Source organism: Streptomyces sp. AC1-42W (assembly GCF_003248355.1).
Classification (GTDB): Bacteria; Actinomycetota; Actinomycetes; order Streptomycetales; family Streptomycetaceae; genus Streptomyces.
Genome location: NZ_QKWY01000001.1, coordinates 1824378 through 1836961 on the forward strand (window position 1 = coordinate 1824378; position 12584 = coordinate 1836961).

At 72.1% G+C, this 12584-nt stretch carries 14 protein-coding genes; 4 read left to right on the forward strand and 10 right to left on the reverse strand.

Annotation, left to right across the window (positions count from 1 at the left end):
• Positions 1 to 16 precede the first annotated feature (16 nt).
• The 3 genes from DNK56_RS08245 to DNK56_RS08255 all read right to left on the reverse strand — a co-directional run bounded on the left by DNK56_RS08245 (position 17) and on the right by DNK56_RS08255 (position 2321).
• On the reverse strand, positions 17 to 1054 hold the full coding sequence (locus DNK56_RS08245) for a rod shape-determining protein (RefSeq protein WP_111331925.1): 1038 nt from the start codon (positions 1052 to 1054) through the stop codon (positions 17 to 19).
• 228 nt (positions 1055 to 1282) lie between these two features.
• Entirely contained in the window at positions 1283 to 1855 is a 573-nt protein-coding gene (locus tag DNK56_RS08250) for a hypothetical protein (RefSeq protein ID WP_111331928.1), read from the reverse strand.
• Between the two features lie 28 nt (positions 1856 to 1883).
• The gene (locus tag DNK56_RS08255; protein WP_111331930.1) at positions 1884 to 2321 is read right to left on the reverse strand and encodes a MarR family winged helix-turn-helix transcriptional regulator; all 438 of its coding nucleotides are present in this window, start codon (positions 2319 to 2321) and stop codon (positions 1884 to 1886) included.
• A 108-nt stretch (positions 2322 to 2429) separates the two neighbouring features.
• On the opposite strand from DNK56_RS08255, the gene DNK56_RS08260 reads away from it, so the two are divergent.
• From DNK56_RS08260 to DNK56_RS08270, 3 genes are all read left to right on the forward strand, one after another.
• On the forward strand, positions 2430 to 3446 hold the full coding sequence (locus DNK56_RS08260; RefSeq protein WP_111331932.1) for an NADP-dependent oxidoreductase: 1017 nt from the start codon (positions 2430 to 2432) through the stop codon (positions 3444 to 3446).
• Positions 3447 to 3563: 117 nt separating this feature from the next.
• Entirely contained in the window at positions 3564 to 3992 is a 429-nt protein-coding gene (locus DNK56_RS08265; protein WP_111331934.1) for an organic hydroperoxide resistance protein, read from the forward strand.
• Positions 3993 to 4033: 41 nt separating this feature from the next.
• On the forward strand, positions 4034 to 4846 hold the full coding sequence (locus DNK56_RS08270; RefSeq protein ID WP_111331937.1) for an EI24 domain-containing protein: 813 nt from the start codon (positions 4034 to 4036) through the stop codon (positions 4844 to 4846).
• Positions 4847 to 4867: 21 nt separating this feature from the next.
• Here DNK56_RS08270 and DNK56_RS08275 read toward each other — a convergent pair whose 3' ends face one another.
• Both DNK56_RS08275 and DNK56_RS08280 read right to left on the reverse strand, forming a co-directional pair.
• On the reverse strand, positions 4868 to 5866 hold the full coding sequence (locus DNK56_RS08275; protein WP_111331939.1) for an aldose epimerase family protein: 999 nt from the start codon (positions 5864 to 5866) through the stop codon (positions 4868 to 4870).
• A gap of 11 nt (positions 5867 to 5877) precedes the next feature.
• Positions 5878 to 6795, reverse strand: a complete 918-nt coding sequence (locus tag DNK56_RS08280) for an SGNH/GDSL hydrolase family protein (protein ID WP_111331941.1) — start codon at positions 6793 to 6795, stop codon at positions 5878 to 5880.
• 278 nt (positions 6796 to 7073) lie between these two features.
• Between DNK56_RS08280 and DNK56_RS08285 the strand changes: the two genes are divergently transcribed.
• Entirely contained in the window at positions 7074 to 7568 is a 495-nt protein-coding gene (locus DNK56_RS08285; protein WP_111331943.1) for a DUF3145 domain-containing protein, read from the forward strand.
• Between the two features lie 123 nt (positions 7569 to 7691).
• Here the strand turns inward: DNK56_RS08285 and fabF are convergent, their stop codons facing one another.
• From fabF to DNK56_RS08310, 5 genes are all read right to left on the reverse strand, one after another.
• Positions 7692 to 8954, reverse strand: coding sequence for a beta-ketoacyl-ACP synthase II (fabF, locus tag DNK56_RS08290; protein WP_111331945.1), 1263 nt, complete (start codon positions 8952 to 8954; stop codon positions 7692 to 7694).
• A gap of 76 nt (positions 8955 to 9030) precedes the next feature.
• A complete protein-coding gene (locus DNK56_RS08295) occupies positions 9031 to 9279 on the reverse strand; it encodes an acyl carrier protein (RefSeq protein WP_111331947.1) in 249 nt (82 codons plus the stop codon).
• Positions 9280 to 9341: 62 nt separating this feature from the next.
• Entirely contained in the window at positions 9342 to 10340 is a 999-nt protein-coding gene (locus DNK56_RS08300) for a ketoacyl-ACP synthase III (protein WP_111331949.1), read from the reverse strand.
• Between the two features lie 13 nt (positions 10341 to 10353).
• The gene (locus DNK56_RS08305) at positions 10354 to 11271 is read right to left on the reverse strand and encodes an ACP S-malonyltransferase (RefSeq protein ID WP_111331951.1); all 918 of its coding nucleotides are present in this window, start codon (positions 11269 to 11271) and stop codon (positions 10354 to 10356) included.
• An 89-nt stretch (positions 11272 to 11360) separates the two neighbouring features.
• Complete coding sequence (locus tag DNK56_RS08310; protein WP_111331953.1) at positions 11361 to 12560, reverse strand: PucR family transcriptional regulator; 1200 nt, start codon at positions 12558 to 12560, stop codon at positions 11361 to 11363.
• Between the last annotated feature and the right edge of the window lie 24 nt (positions 12561 to 12584).

Sequence of the window (12584 nt, forward strand, 5' to 3'; positions counted from 1 at the left end):
GCTCCCGCCGTCCGGGTCAGCTCGCCAGCGGGTCGAGGACCATGGGGCTGATCTCGCCGTCCAGCATCGCGCCCAGGCCCAGGATGGAGCAGGTGTCGGGCTGTTCCGCGATGTGCACCGGCACCCCGGTCGCCTCGCGGAGCATCTGGTCGAGGCCGGGCAGCAGGGCGCTGCCGCCGACCATCATGATCCCGCAGTCCGCGAGGTCGGCGACCAGGTCGGGCGGGCAGTTGCGCAGCACCTTGCCGACGCCGTCCAGGACCGCGGTGAGCGGGCGGTGGATCGCCTGGCGGATCGCGGCGGTGTCCACCTGGACGGTCCGGGCGAGCCCGGTGGCCACGTCCCGGCCGTGGATCTCGGTGACCGAGGGGCCCTGCGTGGTCAGCCCGTTGTCGCTGAGGGCGAGTTGGAGGGGGCGCACGGACTGGCTCGGCAGCATCAGCTCGTGGTACTGGCGCAGATGCTGGATGACCGCGTGGTCGATCGCGTCGCCGCCGATCGGCAGCCGTACCGCCGTCACGATCGAGCCCAGCGAGAGCACCGCGATCTGGGTCGTCGCCGCCCCGCACACCATGATCATGGTCGCGGTCGGCTGCTCGACCGGCAGCCCGCTGCCGACCGCCGCCGCGATCAGCGTGTCCACCAGCTCCACCCGGCGGGCACCGAGACCGACCAGGGTCTCCACCGACGCCCGCCGGGCCAGCGGGTCGCTGTCGTGCGGGGTGCAGGCGGCGGCGCGCAGCCAGGGCTTGCGGCGCAACTGGCGGCGCAGCTTCTCGCCGAGCAGATGACGGAGCATCCGCTGCGCCATCTCGATGTCCACCACCGTCCCGCCGGAGACCGGACGCGCCACCCGGATGTAGTCGGGGGTGCGGCCCGTCATCTGTTCGGCCAGCGCGCCCACGGCGAGCAGGGAGCCGGTACGGGTGTTGACGGCGGCGACGCTCGGCTCGTCCACGACGAGGCCGGGCCCCTTCACGTACACACGGGTGCGGGAGGCTCCGAGGTCCACGGCGATGTGGCAACGGCGCAACTGCTCCAGGCTGACGGTCACGGCGGGTTCCTCCCGGAAGCGTTGAGGGGGACCGACGGGCAGCCGGCTCTCCTGAAAGCCTGCGCCGTTCGGGGAGGCGCCGCCCGCTGGGCTGAGCCGTAGGAGGGACCACCTGACGGCGTGTCGGGCGCGCCGCCGGAGGGGAGCGCCCGCGGACGTGCTCGCACCCCCGCGCCCCGGCCGTCAGCGGCCGCCCGGCAGCACCCTCCGCCCCGCGCCCCCGTGCCGTCAGCGGCCGCCCGGCAGCACCCGCTGGAGCAATCCCCAGGTGAACTCCGCGACATGGCCGTCCGCGCCCGAGCCGATCGCCAGCGCCCAGCGGGTCGGCGCGCTGCCCTCCATCGGGCGGGCCGGGGCGAAGGCGCGGGCCACCTCGTCCACCGTGCACGACCAGGGCACCAGGTCCTCGACCGTCCGCAGGACCGGCGCCGCCGCGCCCGGTGCCCGGACCAGCCACTCGTTCCACACCGCCCCGCCCGGTGCCACCATCACCTCGAACCGCAGCTCCGGCCAGAGCGGCACCGGCCACCGCAGCACGTCGCACTCCAGGTCGCCGATGGTCCGGCGGCCGGCCTGCTCCGGCTCACCGAGCACGGAGCGGTAGCGGCGCAGCGAGCCCCGGCCGCCCGGCGCCCGGACCATGGCCTGCCAGCGCCGGTTCGCCTCGCGCATCTCGGCGAGCGTGGCGCTCAGCTCGTGCCGGGCGTCCTCCACGAGGCCGGGCTGATGGTCGGCCATCCGGCGCAGCAGGACGAGCTGGAACTCACGGGGGCCGAAGGGGGCGGCGGAAGAAGGGCTCATGGCCCCATCGTGCCCGGGGGCCCGCCGGTCAGGCGTCCGGTCCGGCGCCCAGCATCCGCCGCAGCAGATCCCGCAGCACCGTGCGCTCCGCGTCCGACAGACCGGCCAGCGGCTCCCGCGCGAAGCCCAGGGCGTCACGCAGCCGCGCGGCCGTCGCGGTGCCCCGTGCGGTGGGCGCGGCCAGCTTCACCCGGCGGTCGGTCGGGTCCGGGCGCCGCTCCACCAGGCCGCGCGCCTCCAGCCGGTCGACGATCCCGGTCACGTTGGACGGCTCGCACTTCAGCTTCTGGGCGATCCGGCGCATGGGCAGCGGCTCGACGGACAGCAGCCCCAGAACACGTGCCTGGGCGCCGGTGAGGCTGTGCGCGGCGGCGGCCTGCTCGTACTCCTCGTAGTAGCGCGCCACGACGGTGCCGATGAGCTCGATGACTTCGAGTGTCAGGGGATCAGTGCGCGAGGAGGTCATGACACACAGGATACCCAGTTGCTTGACAACATGAAATATCCAAGAGCATGGTTGTTTCACATGGTGAAGCTTTTTCGCCGTGCCCCCACATCGAGGAGACCCGAGCCCATGTCCGCTCTTCCCGCGTCCGGCCGTGAATGGCACCTGGTGGCCCGCCCGCACGGCTGGCCGAAGGCCGAGGACTTCGCGCTGCGTGAGGCGCCGGTCGCCGCCCCCGCCGAGGGCCGGGTCCTCGTGCGCAACCTGCACTTCTCCGTCGACCCGTACATGCGCGGCCGGATGAACGACGTGAAGTCCTACACCCCGCCCTTCAAGCTGGACCACCCCATGGACGGCGGCGCCGTCGGCGAGGTCGTCGCCTCCGCGGCCGAGGGCTTCGAGGTCGGCGACCACGTCCTGCACGGCCTCGGCTGGCGCGAGTACGCGAGCGTCCCCGCCCAGCACGCCGTCAAGGTCGACGCCTCGCTCGCCCCGCTCTCCGCCTACCTCGGCGTGCTCGGCATGACCGGGCTCACCGCCTACGCCGGACTGTTCGACGTGGCCTCCTTCAAGGAGGGCGACGCCGTGTTCGTCTCCGGCGCCGCCGGGGCGGTCGGCAGCCAGGTCGGCCAGATGGCGAAGATCAAGGGCGCCTCCCGCGTCATCGGCTCCGCCGGCTCCGACGAGAAGGTCAGGCTCCTCACCGAGGAGTACGGCTTCGACGCCGCGTTCAACTACAAGAACGGGCCGGTCGCCCAGCAGTTGCGCGAGGCCGCCCCGGACGGCATCGACGTCTACTTCGACAACGTCGGCGGCGAGCACCTGGAAGCCGCGATCTCCTCGTTCAACGTGCACGGCCGCGCCACCATCTGCGGCATGATCGCCCAGTACAACGCCACCGAGCCCACCCCCGCCCCGCGCAACCTGGCGCTCGTCATCGGCAAGCGACTGCGCCTCCAGGGCATGCTCGTCGCCGACCACGCCGACCTCCAGGACCAGTTCGTGCACGAGGTGGCCGGCTGGCTGGCCTCCGGCGAACTGAAGTACCGCGAGACGGTCGTCGAGGGAATCGAGAACGGCGTCGACGCCTTCCTCGGACTGCTGCGCGGCGAGAACACCGGAAAGATGATCGTCTCCCTCGGCTGAACCACCCCGTCCGGCACCCGCCCTGCCGGCACCCGTCTTTCCGTACCCGTTACGCTCGATCCAGGCCGTCGCGATCGTGGGCGCGAGTCGCGGCGCACAGCAGGAGGAATCCTCAGCATGACGATTCAGGACATAACCGTCGCATACACCGCCGTCGCCACCGCCGAGAACGGCCGGGACGGCCGCGTCGCCTCGGACGACGGCAAGCTCGACGTCGTCGTCAACCCGCCGAAGGAGATGGGCGGCAGCGGCGCCGGCACCAACCCGGAACAGCTCTTCGCCGCCGGATACAGCGCCTGCTTCCAGGGCGCGCTCGGCGTCGTCGCCCGGCAGGAGAAGGCCGACATCTCCGGCTCCACGGTCACCGCGGCGGTCTCCATCGGCAAGACCGCGGCCGGCGGCTTCGGCCTGGAGGTCGCCATCACCGCGACCATCCCGAACGTCGACGAGGCGACCGCGCGGGCGCTCGTGGAGAAGGCCCACCAGGTCTGCCCGTACTCCAACGCCACCCGCGGCAACATCAAGGTGGAGCTCGCGGTCGCCTGACCGCCCCGCACGCCCCGCCCCGATCCCGTTAGGCTGACGCCATGCGTGATCTCGGGGCGGGGCTCGGCTTTCTGATCAAGGGCCAGCGCTGGGTGTTCGGCCACGGCAAGTGGTTCGGCATAGGGCTGCTGCCCGGACTGATCACCCTCGTGCTGTACGCCGGTGCCCTCGTCGGACTCGGCTACGGCGCCGACGACCTGGTGGCCTGGGCGACCCCCTTCGCCGACGACTGGGCCTCGCCCTGGTCCGGGCTGCTGCGCACCGCGCTGACCGTGCTCGTCTTCGTCCTCGGCCTCTTCCTGGCCGTCATCACCTTCACCGCCGTGACCCTGCTGGTCGGCCAGCCCTTCTACGAGTCGCTGTCCGAGGAGGTCGAGCGCACCCGGGGCGGCACGGTCCCCGAATCCGGGCTGCCGCTCTGGCGGGAGCTGTGGATCTCCGCGCGCGACAGCGTGCGCGTCCTGCTGCGGGTCGGGCTGTACGCGGTGCTGCTCTTCGCCCTCGGCTTCGTGCCCGTAGCCGGGCAGACCGTCGTCCCCGTCATCGGCTTCTGCGTCACCGGATACTTCCTCGCCGAGGAGCTGACCGCGGTCGCCCTCCAGCGCCGGGGCATGGTGCTCAAGGAGCGCCTGGCCCTGCTTCGCGGCCACCGCATGCGCACCCTCGGCTTCGGCGTACCGCTGGGGCTGGCCTTCATGCTGCCGTTCGCCGCCGTGTTCCTCATGCCGGGAGCCGTCGCCGGGGCCACCCTGCTGGCGCGCGGCCTGGTCGGCGAGGACACGGCGGACGAGGACCGTGAAGGGGAGGACGCGGCGGCCGGCGCCGGCAAGGGCGAGACGGCCGCCGAGGGCTGAGCGCCCGCCGAGCGCCCCCGCTCAGCGCACCGAGAACCCGTACACCGTCGTCGACGCGTACTCTTCGCCCGGCCGCAGCACCGTGCTCGGGAACTCCGGACGGTTCGGCGAGTCCGGGTAGTGCTGGGTCTCCAGGGCGATCCCGGCACCCGGACCGAACGGCCGGCCGTCGAGGTGGTCCGCGGTGTACAGCTGGAGACCGGGCTCCGTCGTCGTCACCGTCAGCACGCGCCCCGACGCCTCGTCGTACAGCTCGGCCGCCGGCCCCGTCCCGTCCGCGTCGAGCACGTAGTTGTTGTCGTACCCCGCGGTCACCGGCCGGGGCTCCCGGAAGTCGAACCGGGTGCCCGCCACCGCCAGCACCTCACCGGTCGGCAGCGACTCCGCGTCCACCGGCAGGACCGCCCCGGCCGCGATCCGAAGCCGCTGGCCCAGCGCACTGCCGCTGTCCGCGCCCGCGAGGTTCCAGTAGCTGTGGTTCGTCGGATTCACCACGGTCGGCGCGTCCGTCACCGCCCGGTACGCGATGCGCAGCGCACCGCCCTCGCCCAGGGTGTACGCCGCCGTCACCTCCAGACGGCCCGGAAAGCCCTCCTCGCCGTCCGCCGAGACCCGCGACAGCTCCACCCCGTCCGTGATCTCCCGCGCGTCCCACACCCGCTTGTCGAAGCCGCACACCCCGCCGTGCAGCTGGTTGCGGCCCTCGTTGCGCGAGAGGTGGTACGTGCGGCCGTCCAGCTCGAAGGCCGCCCCGCCGATCCGGTTCGCGTACCGGCCGACCAGCGCCCCGAAGTAGGGGCTCGCGTACTCCTGATAGGACGCCAGATCCGGCAGCCCGAGCGCGATTCCGGCCCGCACCCCGTCCCGGTCGGGCACCTCGACCGACTGCACGATGCCGCCGTACGTCAGGAAGCGCACCCGTGCGCCGTCGCGCTCCAGCGTCCAGCGGTGCACGGCGGTGCCGTCCGCGAGTGTGCCGAAGTGTTCCTTACCGATCGCCGTGTGCGCACCCGTCTGCATGATCAACGACTCTACGCGGGCGGACGGTCCGCCGTGACGTTCGCGTAGGCGATCTCGGCGAGTCGCGCCTGCCCGTTGCGGCCCGGATGGAACCAGTCCCACTGGCTGAGCTGCTTGCCGGTGAACCGGTAGTCGAACACCGCCCCGCCGTCGTACCGGCAGCGACTGTCCTTCGCGCACACCTCGCGCAGCACCTCGTTGTACGCCACCACGCGCTCGCGCACCGCCGTGCGCCGGGCCACCGCAGCCGCGCTCATGTCGTCCGCGTCGCTCAGCATCGACTTGCAGATGCCCAGCTTCCAGATCTGCTTGCCCAGCGGATTGACCCGGCCCTGCGACCACAGCCGCTTCAGGTCCGGCACGCTCGACACGTACACCTGCGCCTTCGGCGCCCCGTCGCGCAGCTTGCGCATCGACACCTCGAACGACCTGCGGAAGTCCGCCACCGGGGTCATCGCCCGCACCGAGTCGCGGCAGGCGTCGTTGGCCCCGATCATCACCGTCACCAGATCCGGGTCCTCGGCCGCCGCCAGCGCCATCTGCTCCGGCAGCTGCGCCATCCGGGCGCCCGTCACCGCGTGGTTCCAGCTGCGGTCGGCCGCGCCGGCCGCGCCGAGCAGCCGCACCGCCAGACTCCGTACCGAGGCGTCCGTACCGGTCGACCAGGAGACCTCCGGGCAGTCGGCCAGCACCGAGCACGCGTCGAAACCGCGGGTGATGGAGTCCCCGACGGCCGCGATCGACGCCGGGCTCGGGTCCCAGACCGGGCCCGCCGCCGGGGTGGGCCCGCGCTCCGCCGACGCCGCCCCCTTCGTCGTCCCGCCGGACCCCGAGTCGCAGCCGGCCAGCGCCGCCGTACCGACACAGGCCAGCGCCGCCAGCCCGGCCAGAGCGGTGCGCGAGCGGTGCCGTACGGACTGGTCGGGCATGGCCTGGTCTCCTCCTGTTTCATGCCCGACACTCCGCCCGGTGAAGACTGAGCGAAGAAGGGCCCCGTGACCGACCGTACGTCACCCCCGCGCCCCGCGGGCGCGGTAGCTTTTCCCCGGCGCACCCGCGGTCCCCGCGGCGCCCGGCTCCACTCGGGTGGCATCCGAACATCACACCGCGTCACATACTGTCGCTTTTCCGGAGAATAACTCCCGATGCTGTTTACTGATGACAGGCCGCTGGGAAAGGCGAACCTCGTCCCACACTGGAGGTCCCGGTGACGACACGTGGAGTCCTGTACGTTCACTCCGCACCGCGCGCGCTCTGCCCCCACGTCGAGTGGGCGGTGGCGGGTGTCCTCGGTGGGCGGGTGCAGCTCGACTGGATCAGACAGCCGGCCGCGCCGGGCACCTGGCGCTCCGAGTTCTCCTGGAAGGCGCGCTCCGGCACGGCCTCCGAGCTGGCGTCGGCGCTGCGCGGCTGGGACCTGCTCCGCTTCGAGGTGACGGCGGAGCCCTCCCCCTCGGCGGAGGGCGAACGCTACAGCTCGACGCCCACGCTGGGCATCTTCCACGCCGTCACCGGCATGCACGGCGACATCCTCGTCCCGGAGGACCGGCTGCGCGCGGCGCTGGCCCGCTCGGCGGGCGGGGATACGGATCTGGCGGCGGAGATCGCGGGGCTCCTCGGCAAGCCCTGGGACGACGAACTGGAGCCCTTCCGCCACGCGGGCGAGGGCGCCCCGGTGCGCTGGCTCCACCAGGTCGTCTGATCCCGGGGCTCCGCCCCGGACCCCGCTCCTCAATCGCCGGAGGGGCTGATTTCTACCGCGTCGCCACCGCACACGACGAAGCCCGCGCCCCCACTCGGGGGACGCGGGCTTCACACGTACGCGTCAGACGCTGCGGAACGCCAGGACCACGTTGTGGCCGCCGAAGCCGAACGAGTTGTTGATCGCCGCGATCGGGCCCTCCGGGAGCGCGCGGGGCGCGTCCCGGACGATGTCCGCGTCGACCGACTCGTCCAGGTTCTCCACGTTGATCGTGGGCGGAGCCATCCGGTGGTGCAGCGCCAGCACCGTCGCCACGGTCTCGATACCGCCGGCGCCACCGAGCAGATGACCCGTCATCGACTTCGTCGCGGAGATCGCGACATGGTCCAGGTCCTCGCCCAGCACCGCACGCAGCGCCTTGACCTCCGCGATGTCACCCTGCGGGGTGGACGTCGCGTGGGCGTTGAGGTGGGCGATCTCCGACGGCTTGAGGTCCGTCTGGTCCAGCAGGTTCCGCATGGCCGCGGCGATCCCGCGTCCCGTCGGCTCCGGCTGCGCGATGTGGTGGGCGTCGGCGGACAGCCCCTGCCCCAGCACCTCGCAGTAGACCCGCGCACCGCGCTTCGCCGCGTGCTCCGCGGACTCCAGCACGACGACACCGGCACCCTCGCCGAGGACGAAGCCGTCACGGCCCACGTCGTACGGGCGCGAGGCCTTCTCCGGCTCGTCGTTGTTCTTGGACATCGCCATCATGTTGGCGAAGGCGGCGATCGGCAGCGGGTGGATCGCCGCCTCGGTGCCACCGGCGAGGACCACATCGGCACGGCCGGTGCGGATCATCTCGACGGCGTACCCGATCGCCTCGGCCCCCGACGCGCAGGCGGAGACCGGGGTGTGCACGCCCGCCTGGGCGTTCACCTCGATACCCACATTCGCGGCCGGGCCGTTGGGCATGAGCATGGGCACGGTGTGCGGGGAGACGCGGCGTACGCCCTTCTCCTTCAGCACGTCGTACTGGTCGAGCAGGGTGATCACGCCGCCGATGCCGGAGGCGATGACCGAACCCAGCCGCTCGGGCTGGATCGTTTCGTCCTCACCGGCCTTGCCGGTGAAACCCGCGTCCGCCCACGCCTCGCGGGCCGCGATCAGCGCGAACTGCGCCGAGCGGTCCAGACGGCGGGCGAGCGGACGGGGCAGGACGTCGGCGGGATCGACGGCCGCCAGGGCCGCGATCCGGACGGGCAGTTCGGCGAAACGTTCGCCCTCGAGGGGCTTGATGCCGGAACGGCCCGCCATCAGGCCCTCCCAGGTCGATGCGGAATCGCCACCCAGCGGAGTGGTTGCGCCGATACCGGTGACGACCACGGTGCGATTGGTCGAGTTCACTGGAAAATCTTCTCCACGTGTAGGGGGTCGTGAATCAGCGGCGTCACCGCCGGGTGGCGAGACACGAACCGGCTGATCAGTCCTGGTGCTTGAGGATGTAGTCCGCGGCGTCGCCGACGGTCTTGAGGTTCTTGACGTCCTCGTCGGGAATCTTCACGTCGAAGCGCTCCTCGGCGGCGACGACGACCTCGACCATGGACAGCGAGTCGACGTCGAGGTCGTCCGTGAAGGACTTCTCCAGCTGGACGTCCTCGGCCGGGATACCGGCGATCTCGTTGACGATGTCGGCGAGACCCTTGACGATCTCTTCCTGCGTGGCGGCCATGGCGGCGCTCCTTCGATGTGTTTCTGCTGGGTTCGGGCGTCCGGGCGAATGGCCCGGTGTGCCTAGGGGAGAGTAACGACCGTCGCGGCGTAGACGAGACCCGCCCCGAAGCCGATGACGAGCGCGGTGTCGCCGCTCTTGGCCTGGCCGGTCGCCAGGAGCCGCTCCATCGCGAGCGGAATCGAGGCGGCGGAGGTGTTGCCGGTGGTCTCCACGTCACGGGCGACCGTGACGCTCTCCGGCAGTTTGAGCGTCTTCACCATCGAGTCGATGATCCGCATGTTGGCCTGGTGCGGGATGAAGACGTCCAGGTCCTCGGGAGCGATCCCGGCCGCGTCCAGCGCCTGCTGGGCGACCTTCGCCATCTCGAAGACGGCCCAGCGGAACACCGCCTGGCCCTCCTGCGTGATGGCCGGGAACTTGGCGTCCCCGGGCCGGTAATCGGTCCAGGAGACGGTCTGCTTGATCGTCTCGGACTTGTCGCCCTCGGAACCCCAGACGGTCGGGCCTATGGCGGGCACCTGGGACGGGCCGACGATGACCGCGCCCGCGCCGTCGCCGAACAGGAACGCCGTCGCCCGGTCGGTGAGGTCGGTGAGGTCGCTCAGCCGCTCCACGCCGATGACGAGGACGTACTCCGCCGAGCCCTCGACGATCATGCCCTTGGCCAGGGTCAGCCCGTAGCCGAAGCCCGCGCAGCCGGCCGAGATGTCGAAGGCTGCGGGCTTGCCGGCGCCGACCCGGTGGGCGATCTCGGTCGCGATGGCCGGGGTCTGCTTGAAGTGCGAGACGGTGGAGACGATCACCGCGCCGATCTGCTCCGGCGTGATCCCGGCGTCCGCGACGGCCTTGCCGGCCGCCTCGACGGACATCGCCGACACGGTCTCCTCCTCGGAGGCCCAGTGCCGGGTCGCGATGCCGGACCGGGAGCGAATCCACTCGTCGGACGAGTCGATCGTCTCCAGGATGACCTCGTTGGGCACCACCCGGGTCGGGCGGTAGCCGCCGACGCCCATGATCCGCGCGTACGGAGCGCCCTTGCTGGGCTTGATCTTCGACATGCTCTCGGGCTCCTTACCGGGCACCCGCGTGCTCAGCGATGAGCGTGCGGGCCGCGTCGAGGTCGTCGGGGGTCTTGAGCGCGAGGGTCTGCACGCCGGGCAGCGCCCGCTTGGCCAGACCGGTGAGCGTGCCGCCGGGGCAGGCCTCGATGAGCGCGGTGACGCCGAGCGCCTTGAACGTCTCCATGCACAGGTCCCAGCGGACCGGGTTGGCGACCTGGCCGACGAGCCGGGTGATGACCTCGTGGCCGGTGGCCACGGTCTTGCCGTCGGCGTTGGAGACGTACGTCACGGACGGGTCGGAGACGTCGAGGTCACCGGCCGCCGCGCGCAGCCGCTCGACCGCGGGCGCCATGTGGTGGGTGTGGAACGCGCCGGCCACCTTGAGGGCCACCACGCGGCGCACCCCCTCCGGCTTGTCCTCGCCCAGCGCGGCGAGCTGCTCGGCGGTGCCGGCGGCGACGATCTGGCCGCCCCCGTTGACGTTCGCCGGGGTCAGCCCGAGCTTCTCCAGATGCGGCACGGTGACCTCGGGGTCGCCGCCGAGCAGCGCGGCCATCCCGGTCTCGGTGACCGCGGCGGCCTCCGCCATGGCGAGGCCGCGGGTGCGGACGAAGCGGAGCGCGGCCTCGTCGCCGATGACTCCGGCGAGGGCGGCGGCGGTGATCTCACCGACACTGTGGCCGGCGACGACACCCGGCGAGGCGCCGAGCGCGGCGGCCGACAGCAGACCGGCGGCGACCAGCAGCGGCTGGGCCACCGCGGTGTCGCGGATCTCCTCCGCGTCGGCCTTGGTGCCGTAGTGGGCGAGGTCGAGCCCGATGGCCTCGGACCAGGCCGCGACGCGGTCGGTGGCGCCGGGGAGGTCGAGCCAGGGAGTCAGGAAGCCGGGCGTCTGAGCGCCTTGGCCGGGAGCGACGAGTACGAGCACCCTCACACTCTCTCTTGTGAACGGTCCGGAACACCCGTGGGGACAGGGACGAAGAACCGTAGGGGGAATTGTTGATGTCCGACAAAAGTCTAGGACTGCGTATCCCGGTCGGCCAGGCGCCCCAGGATGAGGGCGATTCGCAGAGTGAACGCCGAACGGACATCGGAAGGTGACCAGCCGGTGACGTCTGTCACACGTCGGAGCCGGTAGCGCACGGTGTTGGGATGCACGAACAGCATCCGGGCCGCACCCTCCAGGCTGCTCGCCTGCTCCAGATACACACTCAGCGTCTCCAGGAGAGCGGAGCCCGCCTCCTCCAGCGGTCTGTAGATCTCCTCCACCAACTGCTCCCGCGCGGCGGGGTCGCCCGCCATCGCGCGCTCCGGCAGCAGATCGTCCGCGAGCACCGGCCGCGGCGCGTCCTGCCACGCCCCGCACGCCTTCAGTCCGGCCGCCGCGGCCTGCGCGGACCGGGTCGCGGCCAGCAGGTCCGCCACCACCGGACCGGCCACCACCGGGCCCGCCGCGTACGGCCCGATCAGGGCCTTCGCGACCTGGAGGGGGTTGTCGCTGCCGCCCGCGATGACGACCAGCCGGTTGCCGAGCACGCCGGTCAGGACCTGGAGCTTGGCGTGCCGGGCGGCGCGCCGGATCGCCTCCACGGTCAGCTCGCTGTCCCCGTCCGGCGCGGTGCCGAGCAGGACGCAGACGTACTCCGGCGAGTTCCAGCCGAGCGCGGCGGCCCGCGAGACGGCGCCCTCGTCGGCCTCGCCGGAGAGCACCGCGTTCACCACGAGCGACTCCAGCCGGGCGTCCCAGGCGCCCCGCGCCTCGGCGGCCTGCGCGTACACCTGGGCGGTCGCGAAGGCGATCTCGCGGGCGTAGACGAGCAGCGCCTCCCGAAGCACCGATTCGTCGCCGGGCGCGGCGACCTCGTCGATCGCGGCCTCCATGACCTCGATCGTCGTCCGCACCATCTCGACGGTCTGCCGCAGCGTGATGGCCCGCGTCAGCTCGCGCGGCGCCGTCCCGAAGACATCGGTGGAGATCGCCTGCGGGGTCTCCGGATGCCGGAACCACTCGGTGAACGCGGCGATACCGGCCTGGGCGACCAGGCCGATCCAGGACCGGTTCTCCGGGGGCATCGCCCGGTACCACGGCAGCGACTCGTCCATGCGGGCGATCGCGTTGGCGGCCAGCCGGCCGGAGGACTGCTCCAGCCGCTTCAGGGTCGCGGCGTGGAGATGGGCGTCGTTCGCAGCGGGCTGCTCAGGATCGGGTCGGGGCACGGAGACAAGACTGCCTTATCGGGA

Bases quoted from the DNA above. Each gene is read 5' to 3' on its own strand.
- DNK56_RS08300 (WP_111331949.1), bottom strand. From the start codon at position 10,340: ATGTCGAAGATCAAGCCCAGCAAGGGCGCTCCGTACGCGCGGATCATG.
- DNK56_RS08265 (WP_111331934.1), top strand. From the start codon at position 3,564: ATGACGATTCAGGACATAACCGTCGCATACACCGCCGTCGCCACCGCC.
- DNK56_RS08260 (WP_111331932.1), top strand. From the start codon at position 2,430: ATGTCCGCTCTTCCCGCGTCCGGCCGTGAATGGCACCTGGTGGCCCGC.
- DNK56_RS08270 (WP_111331937.1), top strand. From the start codon at position 4,034: ATGCGTGATCTCGGGGCGGGGCTCGGCTTTCTGATCAAGGGCCAGCGC.
- DNK56_RS08275 (WP_111331939.1), bottom strand. From the start codon at position 5,866: ATGCAGACGGGTGCGCACACGGCGATCGGTAAGGAACACTTCGGCACA.
- DNK56_RS08250 (WP_111331928.1), bottom strand. From the start codon at position 1,855: ATGAGCCCTTCTTCCGCCGCCCCCTTCGGCCCCCGTGAGTTCCAGCTC.
- DNK56_RS08280 (WP_111331941.1), bottom strand. From the start codon at position 6,795: ATGCCCGACCAGTCCGTACGGCACCGCTCGCGCACCGCTCTGGCCGGG.
- DNK56_RS08295 (WP_111331947.1), bottom strand. From the start codon at position 9,279: ATGGCCGCCACGCAGGAAGAGATCGTCAAGGGTCTCGCCGACATCGTC.
- DNK56_RS08255 (WP_111331930.1), bottom strand. From the start codon at position 2,321: ATGACCTCCTCGCGCACTGATCCCCTGACACTCGAAGTCATCGAGCTC.